This is a genomic window from Nodosilinea sp. FACHB-131, from assembly GCF_014695395.1.
Taxonomy (GTDB): Bacteria; Cyanobacteriota; Cyanobacteriia; order Phormidesmidales; family Phormidesmidaceae; genus Nodosilinea.
This window is the reverse complement of record NZ_JACJOF010000011.1, coordinates 52255-72507: the sequence shown is the minus strand read 5'-3', so window position 1 is coordinate 72507 and position 20253 is coordinate 52255. Positions and strand designations below refer to the sequence as shown.

The 20253-nt window shown below is 58.5% G+C and carries 23 protein-coding genes; 10 read left to right on the top strand and 13 right to left on the bottom strand.

The annotated features are described in order from the left end of the window. Positions 1-6 precede the first annotated feature (6 nt). The 4 genes from H6F75_RS06915 (at position 7) to H6F75_RS06900 (ending at position 2801) form a co-directional block, all read left to right on the top strand. Positions 7-411, top strand: a complete 405-nt coding sequence (locus tag H6F75_RS06915) for a nucleotidyltransferase substrate binding protein (RefSeq protein WP_190750632.1) — start codon at positions 7-9, stop codon at positions 409-411. Beyond that, a complete protein-coding gene (locus H6F75_RS06910) occupies positions 404-733 on the top strand; it encodes a nucleotidyltransferase domain-containing protein (RefSeq protein WP_190750536.1) in 330 nt (109 codons plus the stop codon). Before H6F75_RS06915 ends, H6F75_RS06910 begins: the two co-directional genes overlap by 8 nt. A 74-nt stretch (positions 734-807) precedes the next feature. Next, a complete protein-coding gene (locus H6F75_RS06905) occupies positions 808-1401 on the top strand; it encodes a TRAP transporter small permease subunit (protein WP_190750630.1) in 594 nt (197 codons plus the stop codon). A gap of 65 nt (positions 1402-1466) precedes the next feature. Continuing rightward, positions 1467-2801 (top strand): TRAP transporter large permease subunit, encoded by a 1335-nt coding sequence (locus H6F75_RS06900; RefSeq protein WP_190750534.1) that lies wholly within the window; start codon positions 1467-1469, stop codon positions 2799-2801. A 22-nt stretch (positions 2802-2823) separates the two neighbouring features. Here the strand turns inward: H6F75_RS06900 and H6F75_RS06895 are convergent, their stop codons facing one another. From H6F75_RS06895 to H6F75_RS06885, 3 genes are all read right to left on the bottom strand, one after another. Then, positions 2824-3966, bottom strand: coding sequence for a TRAP transporter substrate-binding protein (locus tag H6F75_RS06895; protein ID WP_190750532.1), 1143 nt, complete (start codon positions 3964-3966; stop codon positions 2824-2826). A 206-nt stretch (positions 3967-4172) separates the two neighbouring features. Next, positions 4173-4460: an Asp-tRNA(Asn)/Glu-tRNA(Gln) amidotransferase subunit GatC gene (gene gatC, locus H6F75_RS06890; protein ID WP_190696578.1), complete on the bottom strand. Its 288-nt coding sequence runs from the start codon at positions 4458-4460 to the stop codon at positions 4173-4175. A gap of 164 nt (positions 4461-4624) precedes the next feature. Continuing rightward, positions 4625-5146, bottom strand: coding sequence for a photosystem I assembly protein Ycf3 (locus tag H6F75_RS06885; RefSeq protein WP_190750530.1), 522 nt, complete (start codon positions 5144-5146; stop codon positions 4625-4627). Positions 5147-5423: 277 nt separating this feature from the next. Between H6F75_RS06885 and H6F75_RS06880 the strand changes: the two genes are divergently transcribed. Beyond that, positions 5424-5714 (top strand): hypothetical protein, encoded by a 291-nt coding sequence (locus tag H6F75_RS06880; protein ID WP_190750528.1) that lies wholly within the window; start codon positions 5424-5426, stop codon positions 5712-5714. Positions 5715-5785: 71 nt separating this feature from the next. Here the strand turns inward: H6F75_RS06880 and H6F75_RS06875 are convergent, their stop codons facing one another. The 6 genes from H6F75_RS06875 to H6F75_RS06850 form a co-directional block, all read right to left on the bottom strand. Beyond that, positions 5786-6706 carry an NAD(+) kinase gene (locus tag H6F75_RS06875; protein ID WP_190750526.1) on the bottom strand — a complete coding sequence of 307 codons (921 nt, stop codon included), beginning with the start codon at positions 6704-6706 and terminating at the stop codon, positions 5786-5788. 149 nt (positions 6707-6855) lie between these two features. Beyond that, on the bottom strand, positions 6856-7161 hold the full coding sequence (gene nuoK, locus H6F75_RS06870) for an NADH-quinone oxidoreductase subunit NuoK (RefSeq protein WP_073606437.1): 306 nt from the start codon (positions 7159-7161) through the stop codon (positions 6856-6858). Between the two features lie 89 nt (positions 7162-7250). Next, positions 7251-7862 (bottom strand): NADH-quinone oxidoreductase subunit J, encoded by a 612-nt coding sequence (locus H6F75_RS06865; RefSeq protein WP_190750524.1) that lies wholly within the window; start codon positions 7860-7862, stop codon positions 7251-7253. Positions 7863-7944: 82 nt separating this feature from the next. Then, positions 7945-8565 (bottom strand): NAD(P)H-quinone oxidoreductase subunit I, encoded by a 621-nt coding sequence (ndhI, locus tag H6F75_RS06860; protein WP_242019779.1) that lies wholly within the window; start codon positions 8563-8565, stop codon positions 7945-7947. 110 nt (positions 8566-8675) lie between these two features. After that, a complete protein-coding gene (gene nuoH, locus H6F75_RS06855; RefSeq protein WP_190750520.1) occupies positions 8676-9794 on the bottom strand; it encodes an NADH-quinone oxidoreductase subunit NuoH in 1119 nt (372 codons plus the stop codon). A 405-nt stretch (positions 9795-10199) separates the two neighbouring features. Beyond that, positions 10200-11381, bottom strand: a complete 1182-nt coding sequence (locus tag H6F75_RS06850; RefSeq protein WP_190750518.1) for a citrate synthase — start codon at positions 11379-11381, stop codon at positions 10200-10202. A 169-nt stretch (positions 11382-11550) separates the two neighbouring features. Here H6F75_RS06850 and H6F75_RS06845 point away from each other — a divergent pair, with 169 nt between their 5' ends. After that, the gene (locus H6F75_RS06845) at positions 11551-11751 is read left to right on the top strand and encodes a heavy-metal-associated domain-containing protein (RefSeq protein ID WP_190627534.1); all 201 of its coding nucleotides are present in this window, start codon (positions 11551-11553) and stop codon (positions 11749-11751) included. Here the strand turns inward: H6F75_RS06845 and H6F75_RS06840 are convergent. Further along, on the bottom strand, positions 11708-12760 hold the full coding sequence (locus H6F75_RS06840) for a Gfo/Idh/MocA family oxidoreductase (RefSeq protein ID WP_190750516.1): 1053 nt from the start codon (positions 12758-12760) through the stop codon (positions 11708-11710). The two genes, H6F75_RS06845 and H6F75_RS06840, sit on opposite strands and share 44 nt — an antisense overlap. A gap of 109 nt (positions 12761-12869) precedes the next feature. Between H6F75_RS06840 and H6F75_RS06835 the strand changes: the two genes are divergently transcribed. After that, positions 12870-13910: an alpha/beta fold hydrolase gene (locus H6F75_RS06835; RefSeq protein WP_190750514.1), complete on the top strand. Its 1041-nt coding sequence runs from the start codon at positions 12870-12872 to the stop codon at positions 13908-13910. Between the two features lie 44 nt (positions 13911-13954). Here H6F75_RS06835 and H6F75_RS06830 read toward each other — a convergent pair whose 3' ends face one another. Then, positions 13955-14299, bottom strand: coding sequence for a DUF4870 domain-containing protein (locus tag H6F75_RS06830; RefSeq protein ID WP_190750512.1), 345 nt, complete (start codon positions 14297-14299; stop codon positions 13955-13957). Positions 14300-14348: 49 nt separating this feature from the next. After that, positions 14349-15446 carry an HhoA/HhoB/HtrA family serine endopeptidase gene (locus tag H6F75_RS06825; protein ID WP_347710619.1) on the bottom strand — a complete coding sequence of 366 codons (1098 nt, stop codon included), beginning with the start codon at positions 15444-15446 and terminating at the stop codon, positions 14349-14351. Positions 15447-15684: 238 nt separating this feature from the next. Between H6F75_RS06825 and glpK the strand changes: the two genes are divergently transcribed. The 3 genes from glpK (at position 15685) to rppA (ending at position 19596) form a co-directional block, all read left to right on the top strand. After that, positions 15685-17199, top strand: coding sequence for a glycerol kinase GlpK (gene glpK, locus H6F75_RS06820; protein ID WP_190750510.1), 1515 nt, complete (start codon positions 15685-15687; stop codon positions 17197-17199). Positions 17200-17269: 70 nt separating this feature from the next. Beyond that, positions 17270-18637 (top strand): aspartate aminotransferase family protein, encoded by a 1368-nt coding sequence (locus H6F75_RS06815; RefSeq protein WP_190750508.1) that lies wholly within the window; start codon positions 17270-17272, stop codon positions 18635-18637. 281 nt (positions 18638-18918) lie between these two features. Then, on the top strand, positions 18919-19596 hold the full coding sequence (rppA, locus tag H6F75_RS06810) for a two-component system response regulator RppA (RefSeq protein ID WP_190750507.1): 678 nt from the start codon (positions 18919-18921) through the stop codon (positions 19594-19596). A gap of 65 nt (positions 19597-19661) precedes the next feature. On the opposite strand, the gene H6F75_RS06805 is transcribed toward rppA, so the two are convergent. Beyond that, positions 19662-20246: a DUF924 family protein gene (locus tag H6F75_RS06805; protein WP_190750506.1), complete on the bottom strand. Its 585-nt coding sequence runs from the start codon at positions 20244-20246 to the stop codon at positions 19662-19664. Between the last annotated feature and the right edge of the window lie 7 nt (positions 20247-20253).

Here is a 20253-nt window from a genome sequence, read left to right as displayed (position 1 = left end):
GCGCCCATGCATCCCCTCGATACCCGCTGGGTCCAGCGATTCGCGAACTTCGAGCGCACGTTTTTGCTGCTGCGCGATGCCCTGACAATTGAGTCGCCCTCGCTGGTGGAGAGGGCGGGGATCATTCAGTTTTTTGAGCTGGCCTTTGAGCTAGCTTGGAAGGTGATGAAAGACTATGAAGAAGCTGAGGGAATTCTGGTCAAAACTCCCAGGGAGGCCATCAAGCAGGGATTTCAGATCGGCTTGATTAGTCAAGGGCACGGCTGGATGAGCGCGCTACAAGACCGCAATTTGACCACGCATACCTACAACGAAGCCACGGCGATCGCAGTCGAAACCAGCATTCGCAACGACTACTTTCCCTTGCTGACCGAACTTTACCAAGTCCTAAAGGTGAAGGCTAATGGCTAACGCCCACGGTCTCACAGAGAGCGATATGGCTCAGATCATTGGGGCTAGCCGCCAATTTGAGGAAATTGCGGCGGTGGTGCTGTTTGGCTCGCGAGCCAAGGGCAACTACAAGCCAGGGTCAGATGTAGATTTGGCGGTGAAGGGCGATCGCGTCACCCACCGCACCATTGCTCAGTTCGCTGACCTTCTCAATGAAGAGCTGCCGCTGCCCTATTTCTTCGACGTTGTTCACTACAGCGGCTTGGACCAGCCGTTGACTGACCACATCGATCGCGTTGGGGTAGTCATTTATGACCGGGCTAGCGAGTTGACTCCCATCTAGCCCATTCCATTAGGCGGTATTATCAACTCCAACGCTAGTCGGCGAGGGAGCTAAGAGTGCTGAGTCCTGGGATAATTGGACGGCTGTTGCGCGTGGCTCAGGCCATTGATGACCTGAGCGAGTGGATTGGCAAAAGTCTGAGCTGGCTGGTACTACTCACTGTTGCCGTGGGTTTCTATAACGTCATAGCTCGCTACATTGGCCGCTTTTTGGGCTTGCAGCTGGCCTCTAACGGGCTGCTCGAGTTGCAGTGGTACCTGTTTTCGCTCACCTTTTTGCTCAGCTTTCCCTACATCCTCCAGCAGGGGGCAAATGTGCGGGTCGATTTTTTGGAGGCGAGCTGGAGCGATCGCCGCAAGGCCATGATCAGCTTTTGGGGCACGGTGCTGTTCCTGATTCCCTTTTGCGTGCTGGGGCTGTGGGTGACGGTGAACCCAGTGATGCAGTCGTGGGGGCTGCTGCCCGATGGCACTTGGGGCCGCTGGGAGATTTCTCCCGACGCCAGCGGGCTGCCCAGGGCACCGATCAAATCGATGGTGCTGGTGGGCTTCGGGCTGCTGCTGCTCCAAGCCGTGGCCCAGGCAATCAAGTATTGGGCGGTGTGGTGCGGCTATATCGAGGGCAGGCAGCTGCCGGAGGCTGAGGCTGATCTCCCTCCCTTAGAGTGAGCGGTCATGGGCAATCCCACAGTTTTCAGCATGCAGTTTCTTGAGTCCCCCTTGTAAGGTGCGCCATGGGCTACGAGTGGTTGGCGATCGCGATGTTCGTTGGCTTCTTTTTGATTTTGATGAGCGGCTACCCCGTGGCGTTTTCCTTTGCCGGTACGGGGCTGGTGTTTGGCCTGGTGGGCTGGCTGCTGGGGGCCTTTGAGCCTGCCCGACTACTGTTGCTGCCCAACATCTGGTTTGGCACCATGGGCAACTTCACACTGCTGGCGATTCCGTTTTTTGTGTTTTTGGGCGCGGTGCTCGAAAAGTCGGGCCTAGCGGAGGAACTGCTAGAGACCATCGGCCTGGTGCTCGGCCCCCTGCGCGGCGGCATGGCCCTGGCGGTGGTGCTGGTTGGCACCCTGCTGGCGGCGACAACTGGGGTGGTGGCCGCCACGGTCATTCTCATGGGCATGATTTCGCTGCCGATTATGCTGCGCCACGGCTACGACAAGGAGCTGGCCGCTGGCACCATCATTGCCTCGGGCACCCTGGCGCAGCTGATTCCGCCCAGCCTGGTGCTGGTGGTGCTGAGCGACCAGCTGGGGGTGTCGGTGGGCGATCTATTTTTGGGGGCGCTGATTCCGGGGCTGATGCTGGCCGCAGCCTACGCGGTCTATGTGCTAGTGGTGGCCTACTTCAAACCCGGTACAGCCCCATCGCTGCCCCTAGCAATGCGCCAGATCAGCCGCTGGGAGCTGCTAAAGCGGGCGCTGAAGGCGATCGTGCCGCCAGTACTGCTGATTTTTGTGGTGCTGGGCAGCATTTTCTTTGGCATTGCTACCCCCACCGAGGCGGGCGCGGTCGGGGCCGTGGGAGCCTGCGGACTGGCCGCCCTGAACCGACGGCTGTCGCTCAAGCTGCTGCAAGAGGCCGCCCACGCTACAGCGATCGTGACCGGGGTCGTGCTGATTATTTTGTTTTGCTCGTCGTTTTTTGGCCTGGTGTTTGATGCGCTGGGAGGCAAAACCCTGATCACCAACCTGCTGATAAATCTGCCGGGAGGCTACCTGACCTTTTTGCTGGTGGCCAACCTAGTCATTTTTGCCATGGGGGTATTTTTAGAATTTATTGAAATTTGCTTTATCGCCATGCCGCTGCTGGTGCCCGCCGCTCAGGCGTTAGGCATCGACATGGTGTGGTTTGGGGTGGTGATGGCGCTGAATTTGCAGACGGCGTTTATTTCGCCACCCGTCGGGTTCTCGCTGTTTTATTTGCAGAGCGTGGCCCCAAAGACAATCAGCACCCGCGAAATTCACCGCAGCGCGCTGCCGTTTATGGCCATTCAGCTGGTAGTGCTGGTAGTCGTGATGGTGTTTCCCCAGACGGTAAGCTGGCTGGTAGAGCGATCGCTCCAGTAGCTCACCGTCAGCTCCATGAGACCTAGGCGGGTGCCTCGCCCCCAGCCTTCAGATTGCTGTAGACAAAGCGTTCAAAGGCCCCCTGGTTGAGCTGGCTCCAGGCATAGATGCGATCGCGAAACCCGCGCCAGTCGTCATAGATGGCCTTAAAGTCGGCATCGCCGGCGGCAAACTCGTCGTAGAGGTCAAAGGTGGCCTCCTGAGCGGCGGTCATAATCTCGGCGCTGTATTCGCGCAGCTGCACGCCGCCGTCAACCAAGCGCTGAAGGGCTTCGTTGTTGCGGGTTTCGTAGCGCGACAGCATTTCCGTATTAGCCTCAAAGGCCGCCGTACGCACGATCTGCTGATAGACCTCGGGCAGTTGGTTCCACTGGTCGAGGTTGATCTGCACCTCCAGGGTGCTGCCCGGCTCCCACCAGCCGGGGTAGTAGTAGTACTGAGCCACCTTATTCAGTCCCAGCTTTTCGTCGTCGTAGGGGCCGACCCACTCGGCAGCGTCGATCGCCCCGGTTTGCAGGGCCTGAAAAATCTCGCCCCCCGGCAGTGTCTGCACCGTTACCCCCAGTTTGCTCATCACCTGGCCCCCCAGCCCGGGGATGCGCATCTTGAGCCCGGCCAGATCGCTGACGCTGGCGATCTCGCGGCGAAACCACCCCCCCATCTGCGCCCCGGTATTGCCAGCGGGGAACTGAATCACGTTGAACTGACGGGCGTAAAACTCCTGAAGCTTTTCCAGCCCGCCCCCCTCGTAGAGCCAGGCGTTTTGCTGCTGAGGGGTCAGGCCAAAGGGCAGGCTGGCCCCGAAGCCCATTACCGGGCTGCGACCCACGTAGTAGTACGAGGCCGTGTGGCCACAGGGCACCGCCCCCTGGGAAACCACATTGAGCACTTCTAGCGGTGGGGCAATTTCGCCAGCGGAGCGGGGTGAAATGGTAAACCGGCCGCCGCTCATAGCGCTGACGCGATCAGCAAAGGTCTGAGCCCCGCCCAAAATTGTGTCGAGGGCGGCAGGCCAGCTGGTGGCCATTTGCCAATCGATCCGAGGCAGATCCTCAGCGGCGCCCTCGACCCCAGAGGAAGAGGCCCCAGCACAGGCCCCCAGGCTTGCGGTCGTAGCCGCCGCCACGCCCCAGGTTGTCGTTTTAACCAACTGCCGACGCTTCATGGCACCTCAACGTAGGGAAACCCCAGGACAAAGTAGAGCCGCAGCTATCGGTTGACAACTGCTAACTATTCAAACTGAGGTCGATTGTCCTATAGGTTGAGATCTGTCAGCGCTATCAGTAGGAAATCGTAAGAAAACAGTCCCTACTTAACAGACAGCGAGCTGGGCGGCCAGTAGGGCTGAATTAGTTGGGTTTTAACTCGGTGCTACTCGCTCAAAATCTTAGGCACCTTGAAGAAGCCATCTTCGCAGTCGGGAGCGCAGTCGAGAATAGCATCGCGTTCAGCGAAGGTCTGAAGGCTATCGGTGCGGGTGATGTTGCTGAGCTCAATAGCACGGGTGGTGGGTTCTACGTCGTCGGTGTTGAGCTCCTTGAGCTGCTCCACATAGTCGAGAATGCCGCTGAGCTGCCCGGTGAACTGATCTTCTTCTTCGGCAGTGAGTTCTAAGCGGGCCAGCAGGGCAACTTTGCGAACCTGTTCGAGATCGATCATGGAAACGTAATCCAGAAAAGAGGACTGAGTCTCGTCAGTTGTAGGTTGGGTGAAACGCTAGGTCACCCAACGCATCGAGCTGGGGAAAACCAGGGCAAAATTCAACTGATACAAGCGACAAGCGGTGGTGGGCAGTGCCCACCCTACGGGCTACAGAGCTTGCCTTAGAAGAAAATATCGTTCTTCATGCGGCCGGTGTTCTTCATCCAGTTTTGGGCTTCGATGTAGTTGTTGGGGGCAATGGTGATAGCCTCTAGCCAGTAGCGGGCCGCCTCGTCAAAGAGATTTTCGGCGGTGTCGGTGTCGCCACTGGCCTCGGCCTGCTCGCCCTTGTAGTGGTAGATCACCGCGATGTTGTTGAGGGCCTGGCATAGGCGAGGGTTGAGGTCGAGCGCCTCTTTGTACTTCTCTAGGGCAATTTCATGTTCGCCGTTGCTGGCGTGAATCAGGCCCATGTTGTAAAGGATGAAGCTCTTGTCGTAGGGTTCTTCCTCTAAGAGCAGGGCTTCGCGGTAGTTTTCCATGGCTTCAGCGTATTCCCCGTCGGCCTGAGCAGACATGCCGTCGCGGTAGTAGGCGAAGGCCTCCTTCTGGCTCTTTTTAGTGGGCATCATCTTCAAAATCATGTCGGCCATGACGGTGAAGGATTTGTCGATGAAGTTGTCGTTGCGTTGGGTTCTTGGCATGGGTAGCGACGCGCAAATGAGGGACTTAACGCTTACCTAAGCCCGACGGCGGTAATATTGCCGCAGCAGCTGCTCGGGGGCCTAGGCTAGACAAATATATAAATTACACTAGCAAACCCTGGCGGTTTAATGGCAGCGGCATTGCGACCACCTGCCGACAGACGGCATTTTTGGGTAGAACTAGAGTTAGCTCAATTCGACCCTAGACGTGAGCCACTGGCCGTAGCCTGCGTCTAGCCAAGGGCTCCGAGGGTCATAGCCACGTTATGCCGCTGGAATGGATTTATCTTTTTTGTTGGCGATCGCGCTCATCATCGCGCTCCTCTTCTGGCTGAATCGTCGCCAGGGCCGACGAGGGCCCGCCGCCTATCGCTCACCAACCGCCAGCGCCCCAAGTCGGTCGGTGCGGGGCCGCACCCAACGGCAGCTCCTGCGCTTGGTAGGAGGCAACCAAGCCGTAGCCGAGCGGTTAGTCGAGCAGGTGCAGCTGCGCAACCCCAACCAGAGCGAGCAGTGGTGCTGGGAAAAAGCGATTTATGATATCCACCGCGATCGCCACAGCTCGTAGGAAAAAACAGAAAGGCGAAGAACGAAGAGGAGTACGGCTTTTCGTTTTTCATTCTTTCTACAACGGGTCACCTAGTTTCTATGATTGTTCACATAGTTGACGCGGGTGCCAGCCCAGTTGAGCTTGTTGCGCAGGGTGCCGTAGTAGGAATGGTCCTGTCTCAGAATAATAAACTGGGCCATGGCCTCAGCGCTGCGCACATCCACCCGCTGCCCGGGCCAGATGGCGGTGCCCAAAATTCCATCGGTCCATAGCTTGGTGGTGAGGTCGGGATCGGCCAGGGGCCACACACTGACCACTGAGCCGGGCGGCAGCACAATCGGGCGGCTCGACAGGCTGAGGGGGCAAATGGGCGTCACCACGATCGCATCCATTCCGGGGTGAATAATCGGGCCACCTGCCGCTACCGTGTAGCCGGTCGAGCCCGTGGGGGAGCTGATCAGCAGACCATCGCCCTGGTACTGGTCTACCACCTCGCCGTCGATCTCCATTTCGAGCATGGAGGTGATCATGCGATCGGGGGAAGCTGGCTTGATGGCCATTTCGTTGAGGGCCAGGTAGACCTCGCTGAGGGGATCGAGGTTGGTGCGGTGGCCTTCGTAGATGCGGGCCTGGAGCATCATGCGCCGCTGAACGGCAAAGCGATCGCTCAGCAACCGCTCCCACACCGACTCGGTGTCATCCATCTCCTCAGAACTTTCGGTCAAAAACCCCAGATGACCGCCAATATTGACCGCCAAGATAGGAATATTCTCGGCGGCCAAGTTACGAGCCGCCGTCAGCGCTGTGCCGTCACCACCAAACACAATAGCCAGATCAATGGGCTGACTCACCGAGGCCAAAAACACCGGGTAGGGGTTGTCCTTAGGCCCGCTGGGGCCGCGCAAGACCTTACTTCCCAAGGCTTCTAGCTGGTGGGCGCACTTCTCGGCCCACTTTTGGCTCAGCCGATTACCAGCCTTATGGACAATGATGACTTGCTCAAGTTGCACAACAAAATGCCGTGGGTTGATAGTACAGAGCGAGAGAGTACACCGTCTCCAGCGTTCTTAGACAGCGACACCCCAGTGCTTTAAAAACAATTGTAGAGGGAGCAATGCCACCCCCTCTACAATCCAGACATTCCTACGCTTCGGCAGTTCTACCACTTGAGCAAATTGAACTGCTCCATATCTACTGTGTCGCGGTTGCGGTAGATCGACAGCACGATAGCCAACCCCACTGCCGCCTCTGCCGCCGCAATGCTAATCACAAACACCGCAAACACCTGACCGTTAATGCCCACCGGGTCGAGGTAGTTCGAAAACGCCAGCAGGTTCAGGTTGACGGCATTCAGCATCAGCTCAATGGACATCAGCACGCGAATGACGTTGCGGCTGTTAACCAGGCCATAGATGCCAATACAGAACAGGGCAGCGGCAGTAAGCAGAAAATACTCAAGTTGCATGGCTAAAGAAGAATTCGTTCCAGTACCTAACAACAGTTTTGAGCCTCAAGCAGCAGTTCCTCAGCCTGACAAGGCTGACAAACAGAGGTCTAATCAGACTCTGGGCTTGCCACCGACGACACCAGTTCGCGCGGCCGCTCTGGCAGCTGCAATGCTTCAGAGGCAGTCTCCCCAGGAGCTACGTCAGGAATCAATTCGCGGCGAGCCAGCACGATCGCCCCAATCAGCGCGATCAGCAGCAGCACCGAAGCCAGCTCAAAGGGGAGCAGATAATCGGTAAAAAAGTGAATACCAATGGCGACAGTGGCTAGCTCACCCTGGGGCACCTCGGTAGAAATAGCCCACGGCGTATTTAGAGTTGAGGTTGTCAGCAGCGCAAACAGACCAACGCAAACTCCGCCAGTAGCGATCTTGCCCACCCAGGCCTGCTTCATGGGGGTGAACTCCTGTTCCTTATTCACCAGCATGATCCCAAACAGAATCAGCACGCTGACTGCACCCACATACACCAGCACCTGAGCAGCAGCTACAAACCCCGCATTGAGCAAGATGTAAAGGCCTGCCATGCTGGTGAACACGCCTCCCAGCAAAAACGCCGAGTAGACAATGTTATCTAATAGCACGACCCCCAGGGCACCCCCCAGCGTCATTGCAACCAGTATGCCAAAGGCAACGAGTTGTACCCCTTCCGCTAGCGTCACAGTCTTGACTCCTGTAAAAATTGAGCGATCGCAGCCGTGGTCTTAGCTTAGGCGAATGTACCACGGAACCCTGACGCGTGCATTACTCCTTAGGCTTGGCTTCGCCTTCAGCCGCTTTAGCCTCTTTTTGGGCCGCCTCCAAAATTTCTTGGGGCATCTGGCCCGCCCGCCGAGCGTTGACCGGCAGATCATGAGGACCCATGACGCCTTTAGGCAGGTAGGCCAGTTCCCGCAGGGGAGTGACCATCGGGTCTTGGGTGACCTTGTAGGGCAAACGACCTAGGGCTACGTTGTCATAGTTCAGCTCGTGGCGCTCATAGACAGCCAGCTCATACTCTTCAGTCATCGACAGACAGTTGGTGGGGCAATACTCCACGCAGTTGCCGCAGAAAATGCAAACCCCAAAGTCAATGCTGTAGTGCTTCAGGTCTTTTTTCTTAGTCGCCTTATCAAACTCCCAATCAACTACAGGCAAGTTGATGGGGCACACCCGCACACACACCTCACAGGCAATGCACTTGTCAAACTCAAAGTGAATGCGTCCCCGAAACCGCTCTGAGGGGATCAGTTTCTCATAGGGGTACTGCACCGTCACCGGCCGGCGACTCATATGGTCAAAGGTTACAGAAAGCCCCTGGCCAATATATTTGGCCGCCTGTAAGCTCTCTTTGGCATAATCGCCGACTTGTTTAAGAAAACCCAGCATGGGGAAAATCTCCGCAGTGGTACAGGTTGTCAGTGGGGTAGTTGAGCTTTCAGCAGAGGCTAGCTACCAGCAGCCACCTATTTACAGGGTAGAGCAAGCGCTTTGAGCTAGCCACCAAAGGCAACCGGAAACGCCAGCTTGAGGGCCGCAGTCAGCAACAGGTTGACCAACGCTACCGGCAGCAGAAACTTCCAGCCAAAGTCAAGCAGTTGGTCAATGCGAACGCGGGGCACAGTCCACCGCAGCAGCACCGCAATGAAGACTAGGGCGTAGGCCTTGAACAGGGTCATCACAATGCCGAGGGAAGCAGTGATCACCTGGAGCCAGGGGGTAGTTTCGCTGACCCCAATCAAACTGGCTAACCAGCTCACCGAGATGGGAGATTCCCAGCCGCCCAGATACAAAATCGAGACGATCAGCGCCGACAGCACCAGGTTGACGTAGGAACCTACGTAGAACAGGCCAAACTTCATGCCGGTGTATTCGGTCTGGTAACCGGCCACCAGCTCTTCCTCCGCCTCTGGCAGGTCAAAGGGCAGACGCTCGCACTCCGCCAGGGCGGCAATCCAAAAAATCAAGAAGCCAGCGGGCTGCCGCCAGATATTCCAGCCCAAAATGCCGTAGCCCGACTGCTGATTGACAATGTCGATGGTGCTTAAGCTGTTCGACATCAGCACCACCGCCAGCACCGCCAGCGCCATGGGAATCTCATAGCTAATCGACTGTGCCGCCGCCCGCAGCCCCCCCAGCAGGGAGTACTTGTTGTTGGAGGAATAGCCCGACATCAGCAGGCCAATGGGGGCAATGCTGGAGAGGGCAATCCACAAAAAGATGCCAACGCCAATGTCGGTGATCACCAGATTTTGGCCAAAGGGCACGATTAGGTACGACAAAAACACCGGGATCACCACGATCGCCGGCCCCAGCGTAAACAGAATTGGGTCGGCCTTGGCGGGGGTAATGTCTTCTTTGAAGATCAGCTTGATACCGTCGGCAGCGGCTTGAAGGGTGCCAAGAGGCCCAGCAAACTCAGGCCCAATTCGCTGCTGAGCGGCCGCAGAAATTTTGCGCTCTAGCCATACCGTCACAAAAATGCTGACCGTAGCCCCAATCAGAATCACCACCATGGGCAGGGGCAACCACAGAGCCTTGGCCGCTCCAGTGGGCAGTCCCAGGTCGACGAGGGCGCTGACGAAACTACCCTGTAGGTCAATTCCTTGATTCATGGGCCAGTCCTTAGCAACGGTACAGTTAACTCTGGTAGAGAGAAAACACTTTAGATTCTACCGTCATCTTCCCCCATCCACCGAGCCGGACAGGTGGGATTCATAGGAAGTTTTGGCGGGAAAGAATTGAGGAGCTGGTTGGAGGGGTAGGTAAAGGGTTCCAGATTTAGGGGGTGAGGGGTCTGAGGTATAGGGTATAGGACCCAGGGGGAGGTCCCTATAGCTGCTGCACTCAAAATCTCTCTCATAGTCTCCTGTAATCCTGTACCTTGCACCTTAAACCTCTCCAAGCCCCCAAAACAAAAGCCCCCCAGCGCAAGCGCCAGAGGGGCAGGAGTTCCTGAAAATCGTCACTAGATCAATAATCTGCGCAGGGGAGAAGAGTGCCCAGGGGGGTCTGACCCATCAGGTGGGTGCAGACACCGAAAAACCTTGTTTATCCCAAATGTGGGGACGATTGGCTAGGTCGATATAGGTTTGGCTGTGGGGGCCAGTATAGATTTGGGTAGGCCGGAAGATGCGGTTTTCGCCGAGCTGCTCTTTCCAGTGGGCTAGCCAGCCAGCCACCCGGGCGATCGCAAAGATCGGCGTAAACAAATCAGTCGGAATGCCCAGCTTGCGGTAGACCAGCCCCGAGTAGAAGTCAACGTTGGGGTAAATGCCCTTCGCGCCGAGCTTTTCGGAAACGGCCAGCTCCATCTCTAGGGCGATCGCGTAGTACTCGTCTTGGCCAAACTTGGCAAACAGCTGCTCGGCCAGCCCCTGCAAGATGGTGGCGCGGGGGTCTTTGACCTTATAGACCCGGTGGCCAAAGCCCATGATTTTAGACTTTTCGGCAATGCAGCGCTCCACGTAGGGGCGCACGTTTTCGACCGAGCCGATCTCCTCCAGCATGTCGATCACCTCTTCGTTGGCCCCGCCGTGGAGCGGCCCCGCCAGGGTGCCCACCGCCGAAGCCACCACCGCGTAGGGGTCAGTGAGCGTCGAAGCCGTCACCATGGCCGAAAAGGTCGAGGCGTTGATGGTGTGCTCGGCATGGAGGGTGAGACAGATATCAAAGATCCGCGCCGCCAGGGGGTCGGGCTCGCGCTCGTTGAGCATATAGAGAAAGTTGGCGGAGTAGTTGAGGTCGTCCCTAGGCTGCACCGGGTCGTTGCCCTTGCGCATCAGCTGAAACGCCGCCACCATGGTGGGAATTTTGGCCAGTAGCCGCACTACCGCCTGTTGAATGTAGACCGGGTTATCCAATGCCCGGCGCGAGTAAAACAGGCCCAGGGCAGCCGCACAGGCTTGCAGAGCATCCATCGGGTGGCCGCTCTCAGGGAAGCACTTCATCATGTCGCGGATACGGTACTTGAGGCGGCGGTGGTAGCGAATTTCGTACTCAAAGGCATCCAGCTCCGGCTTGGAGGGCAGCCCGCCCCAAATCAACAGGTAGGCCGTTTCGAGAAAGGTGCCCCGCTGGGCCAACTCTTCAATGGGAATGCCGCGATACTCCAAGATTCCCGCTTGGCCATCCACATAGCTAATGCTCGACTGGGTGGCCGGTACACCCTCTAAACCGGGCCTGTACTCACATGCGGTCATAATACTGTCGCTCCCGTTTGCTGACCTATGATGCCAAGGGCGTTAACCCCCTTAGAATCAACGCTACCAAATCATCTAATCAACCTTAGCGCTGCTGTCAACCCAGTGGGGGTAGCGACAGTGTTGCGATCGCCTAGAGTAGTTGAGTCCTCGATTTCTCCGACTTCCCATGACCACCCTTTCTGTAACCGTGCCCGATATGGCCTGCGGGGCCTGCGTCAGCACCATTACCCAAGCCGTGCAAGCTGTTGACCCCAGTGCCGAGGTTAAAACCGACCTGGGGTCTAAGGCGGTAGACATTACCGCCAGCGTCACTGCCGAGGCGCTTACCGAGGCGATTCAGAAGGCAGGCTATACGGTACAGGCCTAGACGCGGCCACATCGACCACGCGCCCCGTCGCCGCCGACCGCTGGGCGGCGGTCGCCACCTGTAAGGTGTAGAGGCTAGCCTCGGGCGTGCAGTACAGTGCCCGTCCCGTAAGCAGGTGCTCGATCACCTGGGCCGTGTCGGCCGCGAACAGCCCCCGACGGGAGCCCACCTCTAGAGCACGGGTGCCTTGGGCATCGGTCAAAGTACCCTGGTCGCCGTCCAGACACAGCGATCCGTCGCTGCCGATCACCTCTAGCCGCCGCGTCACCTGCCACAGGGCCTCACCCTTACCGTAGGTCACCTCAGCGATCAGCCCTGAGGCGAAGGTGAGCTGGGCGGTGCAGAGGCAAGTGGTGTAGCAGGTCAGGCCCTCGGGGCTAGGGGTGGGGCCGCCGTAGTGGTTTTGGCAGTAGACCCGCGCCACCGGGCCAAAGCAGTCGATCAGCCGGTGCAGGCGCGACAGTGCCCCTACCAAAGGAAAGCCAAACAGCTCAGGGCAATAGGTCCAGGTAGCAGGGGCAGGGCGGCGAGGGGATAGGGTGCAGTAGCGGGCGTAGAAGGGCTGACCGATCGCCCGCAAATTAGCCTTAGCCGCCAGATGGGTGCCCCCCAGCAGCTCAATATGCTCGACATGCAGCAGGCGCTGCTTAGCCTGGGCCAGGGTGAGCAGGGGTTGAGCTTCGTCGGCACTCAGCGCCAGGGGATATTCCACCACCGCGTGGTGGTTGGCCTCTAGGGCAGCGGCGACGACAGTGCTGTGGTCGCGGTTGATGTGGCAGACCACGATTAGATCTAGGTCAGCGCGATTGATCAAGGCTTTCCAGTCGTCCACAGCGACAGCGTTGTACTGTGCGGCAAAGGCTTGGGTATCGGCGGTGTTGTGGCCGGCCACGGCGACCAGGGAGGCGCGATCGCTCGCCTGGAGCGCATCGGCCCGCAGCCGCGCCACAAAGCCCGTGCCGACCATACCAACTCGCACTACATCGCCCTTAACCCTGGGGGTTGCCATCACCCGTTCCTCAGTTATGTCACCACCGCCATAGTACGTTTTTCTCTAGCGGGGGGATGGTGCTGCAACGGGTTCTCTGGAATGCTGAAGGCAGTATTAGCACGACCCTATGCCCCCCTTTGTGCCCCCCTGGTTTTTGCAAAATGGCCTAGCCATGACCCTTTACACCGCCCTGGTGTCAAGCCAAACCTGGCCCCAGAGCATTGACCTGCCGCCCGTCCCTTACCAAGACCATATTTTCAAGGGTCAGGGGGAGGTGCCGATTTTTGGTCGCTGGTCAGTGCCCAACCGGTCAAAGGGCACGATTGTCGCCACCTACGGCATTACCGGCAGCCTTGACGATCAGTGGCAGCTCGAAATTTTGGGCCGCAAGGCCCACCATCAGGGCTACGGCCTGGTGGTGTTTGACTGGCGCGCCCACGGCAAAACCGCCGAACTTTCACCCACCCTCACCTCCGACGGCATCTACGAGGGAGATGACTACGTGGCCCTGGCCGCCCAGGCCAAGGCGCTTGGCTGTGCGCCACCCTTCTGGTTTATGGGCTATTCCCTCAGTGGGCAGCTGGCGCTGTGGGGGGCTAAAGCGGCCATGCAGCTTCCAGCTGACAGCGGTTTAGCACCGGGAGACATTGCCGGAGTCGTGGTGGTCTGCCCCAGCCTCGACTCAAACCGATCGCTGCGCTACCTAACCGCCGATCCGCTGGGCAAGTTTTTAGAGCGATCGATCGCCCAAGAACTCAAGCGCCTGGCCCAGCGTCTTCACCAAGCCCACCCCGACCACTTTGACCTAGCTGCGATCGATCGCGCCAACAGCATCTGGGGCTTTGACCACGAGTTGGTGATTCCTCGCCTGGGGTTTGCCTCGGTCGAAGACTACTACAACGCCAGCAGCCCGCTCCCGTTTATGGCCGAACTGACGATTCCCACTTTGATTCTCTATGCCGCCGATGACCCCCTTTTCAGCCCCGAGATCATCCCTGACCTTAAGGGAGTTTGCGCGGCCAACCCCAAAATCGAATTGGTGCTCACCGAGTTCGGCGGCCACGTGGGCTACTACAACAGCAGCGCCGGTCAACGCCAAGCTGGGGACAGCGACCCCTGGTGGGCGTGGAACCGAGCGCTGGACTGGGTAGAGCAGGTGGGTGGATAACGCAATGTAGGGGCACTGCAGCAATGCCCCTACCAAAGATCTCACTAAAACAGGCGCAGAATGAGGGGATAGCGAAAGGGTGTGTTGGGGTTAGTGAGGCTGTGGAAGATGCCAAAGATAGGCATGATCAAGTCCACAAGAAACACAACCAACAACAGCGGAATGCCGATCAGCACCCAGGCCAAAATTCCTGCAACTACCTTCCAAAACCATATATTTAGGTGGAAGTTGATGGCTTCCTTAGCATTCTCTTTAACGACTAAGTCGTCAGAAATTAGCAGAATGGCGATAGGAACACCAACGGACACTAATAAAGTGTTGAAGAAAATCGAGCCGTGACTAACGGCGGAGAGGATTTTGCGAGTGCCAGTGTCTTCGGTGGAATGCATTGAAAGTCTCCTAGTTCAAGGGATAGGTAAAAGGGGGAATTGGTCGGCGCTAGCTAGCCTGCTCGTGAAGCTCGGCGGTTTTAACTTGCACCGTCAAAGGGCGATCGCCCCGCTGAATTTTGAGTTCTAAGGCATCGCCAATCTTGGTGTTTTCAACCTTGATTTGCAGCCCATCGGCGCTGCGAATAGGGGTGCCGTTGACCTGCAAAATAACGTCGCCACGGCGCAGCCCGGCGTCGGCAGCGGGGGTGCCTTCCAGCACCCGAATAATCAGGACACCATCGACCTCGGGCAAATACATACCTGAGTTGATGTCTTCGTTGCTGCGCTTGGCCTGCTCGGGGGTGAGGTTGGCAATTTGCACACCAATGTAGGGGTGAGCCACCGTTTCGCCCCGAGCCAGCATGTCTTTAACTTCTTTGGCCTTGTTGATGGGAATGGCAAAGCCAATGCCCATGGCGTCGGCGCGAATGGCGGTATTGATGCCGATCACTTCACCCCGTTGGTTGACTAGCGGTCCACCCGAGTTGCCGGGGTTAATGGCGGCATCGGTCTGAATAAACTCTAGCCGCTTGCCGGGGATGCCTACGGAGCTGCTGGTGCGTTTGAGGGTGCTGACGATGCCCAAAGTCACGGTGTTGTCGAGGCCGAGGGGGTTGCCGACGGCGATCGCCCAGTCGCCCACTTCGATCTGATCAGAGTCGCCCAGGGTAGCGATGGGCAGCACATCGTCCTCGCCATCGTCGATTTTGACCACAGCCAGGTCGGTGACTTCGTCCACCCCTTCCACTACGGCGTCAAAGCTGCGGCCATCTTTAAGAGTGACCACCACCCGGTCAGCGCCGTTGATCACGTGGGCGTTGGTCAAGATGTTGCCAGTGTCGTCGATGATGAACCCTGACCCCTGACCCCGCAACAGTTCTTCCTGGGGCTGACGCGGCATGCCGCCAAAGAAATCGCGTAGAAAAGGGTCTTCGTAGAGCGGATCGCGGGACTGGCGAGTGATAGTTTTTTCGGTGTCAATGCGAACTACCGCCGGGCCAACCTGGCGCACAGCCGCCGCCACAAAACTTTCGTTGCCGATCGCTGCTGTTGCCGCCGACTGGGCCTCAGCCGGAGATGCGATCGCGCCACTCAACATCAGCACCGCCGCCGTGATTGTGGCCAGCAGCCGTCTTAGGGGTATCCAGAGTCCTTGTTTCAAGGGAGCAGACCTCATAAAGCGAATTCGACGCACAACAGCAAGGGGGTAGTATCCCGTCGATTGATCAAAATTGTTTCACAATTGCCCACTCGGTGGGGGAGGGGGATACCGTACTTCCGAGTGGTTAAGGCCGAAGGCTTAGGTTGAATAGCATGATGGAAGCCAGCAACGAGAGTTCTAGATGACTGCTAACTACATCATGGCCCTAGATTTGGGCACCACCGGCAACCGAGCGATCATCTTTGACCGGGAAGGGGCGATCGCCGGTCAGGCCTACCGCGAGCTCACCCAGTATTATCCGCAGCCCGGCTGGGTTGAGCACGACGCCCGTGAGATTTGGGAGGCGATCGCCTGGGCCATGGGGTCAGCCATCGCCAAAGCCAGCCTCAAGCCCAGCGACATTGCCGCCATTGGCCTCACCGTGCAGCGTGAAACCTGTCTGCTGTGGGATCGCCGCACCGGTCGCCCTCTAGCGAATGCGATCGTCTGGCAAGATCGCCGTACCGCACCCCTGTGCAACCAGCTGCGAGACGAGGGAAAGGCCGAGGACATCTACGATCGCACCGGCCTAGTCCTTGACGCCTACTTCTCGGCCACCAAGTTAGCCTGGCTGCTGGAGCAGGCTAAAAAAGAGGTGGATCCGCCGGTTGACTTTGACCAGGTGCTGGCGGGCACGATCGATAGCTGGGTGCTGTGGAACCTCACCGGGCGGCAGGTGCACGCCACCGACCACAGCAACGCCAGCCGCACCATGCTGCTTAACCTGGCCAGCGGCCAGTGGGACGACACCCTGCTGGAGCTATTTGGCATTCCGCCCCACATCATGCCCACGATTCAGCCCAGCGTGGGGGTATTTGGCCATACCGATGCGTCTGTTTTTGGGGCCGAAATTCCCATCGCGGCAATCTTTGGCGACCAGCAGGCGGCGCTCTACGGCCACGGCTGCGATCGCCCCGGCCTGCTCAAGTGCACCTACGGCACCGGGGCGTTTTTGGTGTCGCATACGGGGGATGACGTGGCGCGATCGCAGCACCACCTGCTTTCCACCGTGGCCTGGTCTGAGGCGACGCTCGATCCGCTGCGGCCCCATCTCGGCTATGCGATCGAGGGCAGCATGTTTACCGCTGGGGCCTGTATTCAGTGGCTGCGCGATGGCCTGCAAATTATCTCCAGCGCGGCGGAAACCGAAATTCTCGCCCGCAACGCCCGCGACAACGGCGGCGTCTACTTTGTGCCCGCCCTCAGCGGCCTCGGTGCCCCCCACTGGGATATGAGCGCCAGGGGTGCCTTTCTGGGGCTGACGCGCGGTGCCCAGAGAGAGCACATGGTACGGGCGGTGCTAGAGGCGATCGCCTACGAAGTCAAAGAAGTCGTCGACGCCGTCAACCAGGATGCCGGCACCCCCATTCGTCAGCTCAAGGTCGACGGTGGGGCCTGCAACAACGACTTTCTCATGCAGTTCCAGGCCGACGTGCTAGGCATTCCCGTTGAGCGCCCCCAGATGCTCGATGTCACCGCCCAGGGAGCCGCCTTTGCCGCGGGCCTGGCGGTCGGCTTTTGGGATGATTACCGCACTCTTGTGGAGGGCCGTGCGATCGATCGCGTGTTTGAACCCGGTGCGGGCCAGACCGCAGCGCAAGAAAACTTTGCCCTGTGGGCGAAAGCAGTCGAGCGGGCCAAGGGCTGGGCTAGCTAGCGGGACGGGTTTCCAAGCCGCCTGAGATTCCCGCTAATCTTAGGGGACATCCCCCTTTCTCCTATCTGCCATGCCCGACTCCATTCCTGACGTCAGCACCACTCCCACCCCTACGAGTTCAGATCTAGCCCCTGCGGCAAACGTCCCTTCAGATGAGGAGATGTGGGACCTTGTTGAGCATCACCTGGTGCGCTACGGGGGCAGTTTTGCTCCTATGCTGATCGAGCGGGCGCGGGGCAGCTACCTCTACGATCGCCAGGGCCGCAAGATTCTCGACTTCACCTCCGGGCAGATGTGCGCCACCCTAGGCCACAACCATCCCGATGTGGTGCAGGCCATTCATAGGGCTTGCGAAGACGTACTGCACCTGTTCAGCGGCATGCTGTCGCCAGCCGTGGTAGAGCTGGCCGAGTCGCTCTGCCAGCTCTTGCCGTCCACCCTGCAAAAGGCCCTATTTCTCAACACCGGCAGCGAGGCCAACGAAGCCGCCCTGCGCATGGCCAAACTGCACACAGGCGGCTTCGAGGTGGTTGGGCTTAGCGCCTCCTGGCACGGCATGACCGCCGGAGCTAGCGCCAGCACCTTTATCTCGGCCCGTAAAGGCTACGGCCCCACCATTCCAGGCAACCTGGCACTGCCCACGCCCAACTGCTATCGCTGCCCTATTCGCCACTGCCAAGACCAGTGCGATATGACCTGTTTAGACGTAGGCTTTGACCTAGTCGACAGTCAGTCGGTAGGAGCCTACGCCGCGCTGATTGTGGAACCCGTGCTCAGCGCTGGGGGGGTAGTCGTGCCCCCAGAGGGCTACTTTCAGCGGTTGCAGAGCTACTGCCAAGAGCGGGGCATGCTGCTGATTTTGGATGAGGCTCAAACCGCCTTTGGTCGCCTAGGCAGCTTCTTTGCCTTTGAACAACTGGGCATGGTGCCCGATATTCTCACCTTGTCGAAAACACTGGGGGGAGGCCTGCCCCTGGCGGCGACCGTGACCAGCGCGGCGATCGAGGCCGCTTGCTACGAAAAAGGCTTTATCTACTACACCTCCCACGTGTCTGACCCCATGCCCGCAGAGGTGGGGCTGGCGGTGCTGCGGGTGTTGACCAGCCAAAACCTGACGGAGCGGACTGCAACCATGGGGGCCTACTTGAAGGATGGATTGCTCAAACTCAAGGATCGCTACGAGGCGATCGGCGATGTACGCGGCCATGGGCTGCTGCTGGGGGTAGAGCTGGTGAAGGATCGAGCGACCCGTGAACCCGACCCAGAAAAAGGTGCCACTATTACCCGCCGCTGTCTAGAACTAGGGCTGAGCATGAACATTACCGCCCTACCCGGTATGGGCAGCGTGTGGCGCATCGCCCCGCCGCTAACTGTCACTTACGAAGAGCTAGACGAAGGATTGGCCATTTTGGAGCAGGCCATTGGTGACTGTCTGTAATGGCTTATCCATCACTGGCGTGGCGTAAACTGATGAGTAGTTCTTTCAAGCTTGGGTGCTATGCCCAAGACGCCTACTTTTAGTACGTGCTGAAGAGGTGTGTCAGGATACTTTGACGGAAGCGATCGCCGCGTATCCTGCTGACGAATTCCCCATAAATGTTCCTGCCGAGATCCACACAACCCTGCTAGCAGAGGAATTTTGGCATTAACGACTCTTCACCCTCTACCCTCAACCCCTCACCCTCTACTACCCTCCACCCCTCACCCTCTACCCTGTCCATGAAGATCCTGCTCGTTGACGACGAAGTAGAACTCGCCGACCCGCTGAGTCGCTTACTCAACCGGGAAGGTTATGAGGTGGATGTGGCTACTAACGGAGAAGCGGGCTGTAACCTAGCTGGTCAAGGCGGTTACGACCTGCTAATTCTCGACTGGATGCTGCCAGGGCTGAGCGGGCTAGAGATCTGTCGGCAGGTGCGATCGCGCCAGGACAACACCCCCGTGCTCTTTCTCACGGCCAAAGACACCCTCAACGATCGCGTCGATGGCCTCGATGCCGGAGCCGATGACTATCTGGTCAAACCCTTTGAGCTGCGGGAACTGCTGGCGCGGGTGCGGGCGCTGCTGCGGCGATCGCCCAACCTCGAAACATCCACCCCGCCACGCTTGACCTACGGCGATCTTACCCTCGACGAAGCCAACCAGCTTGCCCACCGCCAGGGGCAACCCGCCGAATTGTCTGAAAAAGAAACCCGCCTGCTGGCCTACCTGCTGCGCCACGCCAATCAGGTGCTTACCCACGAACAGATTTACCAGAGCGTCTGGGATGACCAGGACGCACCCAGCAGCAACGTGGTCGCCGCCCAAATGCGCCTACTGCGCCGCAAGATAGAGCCCAAAGGCACTGCGCCAATTATCCACACGGTCTACGGCAAAGGGTATCGGCTAGGGGGCTAGGGCAACGGTGCAAGGTTCAGGGTTTAGGGCCGAGTTGTCACCCTATACCTGAAACCTTGCACCCCTCAAAATCTCGACCCTGGCTGCTGCAAAAATTCCGCCTCTTCAGGAGTCGTTTCCCGGCCCAAAATCTCATTGCGGTGGGGGAACCGACCAAATCGCTGAATCACGTCTCGATGGCGCAGGGCGTAGTCAAGGCTGGACTCAAATCCGGGGTGAGTGGCGTGGAGCGATCGCACCAGTGCCACCGAGCGCTCCTGGTCGGCCAGGTTTTCGCTGTGCTCTAGCGGCAGGTAAAAAAAGATGCGCTCTACCGGCAAAACCTGCTGGTCATAGCCCTGGGCTAAGGCATAGTTAGCGGTGTCTCGGGCAGCGCGATCGCTCGCAAAACTGCGCGCCTCGCCCCGAAACAGATTGCGCGGAAACTGGTCTAGCAGGATCACCAGGGCAAGGCACGATCGCGGTTCCTGCCGCCACGTCGCTAAAGCGCCAGTTGAAGCCTGCTCATAGTCAGTCAAAAACTGCCGCCGAATCGTGTCATCAAACGCCGGTTTTTTCTTGAACCAGACCCGGCGCTGCTGGCCATACTCGCTGCAAGGATCCTCTGGGTCGCCAAACCAGAATCGCAGAACCGCTTCCCAGCGCTCCATCTACTCA

Bases quoted from the DNA above. Each gene is read 5' to 3' on its own strand.
- H6F75_RS06910 (WP_190750536.1), top strand. From the start codon at position 404: ATGGCTAACGCCCACGGTCTCACAGAGAGCGATATGGCTCAGATCATT.
- H6F75_RS06815 (WP_190750508.1), top strand. From the start codon at position 17,270: ATGCCCGACTCCATTCCTGACGTCAGCACCACTCCCACCCCTACGAGT.
- nuoK (WP_073606437.1), bottom strand. From the start codon at position 7,161: ATGCAACTTGAGTATTTTCTGCTTACTGCCGCTGCCCTGTTCTGTATT.
- rppA (WP_190750507.1), top strand. From the start codon at position 18,919: ATGAAGATCCTGCTCGTTGACGACGAAGTAGAACTCGCCGACCCGCTG.
- glpK (WP_190750510.1), top strand. From the start codon at position 15,685: ATGACTGCTAACTACATCATGGCCCTAGATTTGGGCACCACCGGCAAC.
- nuoH (WP_190750520.1), bottom strand. From the start codon at position 9,794: ATGAATCAAGGAATTGACCTACAGGGTAGTTTCGTCAGCGCCCTCGTC.
- H6F75_RS06885 (WP_190750530.1), bottom strand. From the start codon at position 5,146: ATGCCAAGAACCCAACGCAACGACAACTTCATCGACAAATCCTTCACC.
- H6F75_RS06830 (WP_190750512.1), bottom strand. From the start codon at position 14,299: ATGCATTCCACCGAAGACACTGGCACTCGCAAAATCCTCTCCGCCGTT.
- H6F75_RS06880 (WP_190750528.1), top strand. From the start codon at position 5,424: ATGGATTTATCTTTTTTGTTGGCGATCGCGCTCATCATCGCGCTCCTC.
- gatC (WP_190696578.1), bottom strand. From the start codon at position 4,460: ATGATCGATCTCGAACAGGTTCGCAAAGTTGCCCTGCTGGCCCGCTTA.
- H6F75_RS06850 (WP_190750518.1), bottom strand. From the start codon at position 11,381: ATGACCGCATGTGAGTACAGGCCCGGTTTAGAGGGTGTACCGGCCACC.
- H6F75_RS06900 (WP_190750534.1), top strand. From the start codon at position 1,467: ATGGGCTACGAGTGGTTGGCGATCGCGATGTTCGTTGGCTTCTTTTTG.
- H6F75_RS06840 (WP_190750516.1), bottom strand. From the start codon at position 12,760: ATGGCAACCCCCAGGGTTAAGGGCGATGTAGTGCGAGTTGGTATGGTC.
- H6F75_RS06915 (WP_190750632.1), top strand. From the start codon at position 7: ATGCATCCCCTCGATACCCGCTGGGTCCAGCGATTCGCGAACTTCGAG.
- H6F75_RS06805 (WP_190750506.1), bottom strand. From the start codon at position 20,246: ATGGAGCGCTGGGAAGCGGTTCTGCGATTCTGGTTTGGCGACCCAGAG.
- H6F75_RS06835 (WP_190750514.1), top strand. From the start codon at position 12,870: ATGCCCCCCTTTGTGCCCCCCTGGTTTTTGCAAAATGGCCTAGCCATG.
- H6F75_RS06845 (WP_190627534.1), top strand. From the start codon at position 11,551: ATGACCACCCTTTCTGTAACCGTGCCCGATATGGCCTGCGGGGCCTGC.
- H6F75_RS06895 (WP_190750532.1), bottom strand. From the start codon at position 3,966: ATGAAGCGTCGGCAGTTGGTTAAAACGACAACCTGGGGCGTGGCGGCG.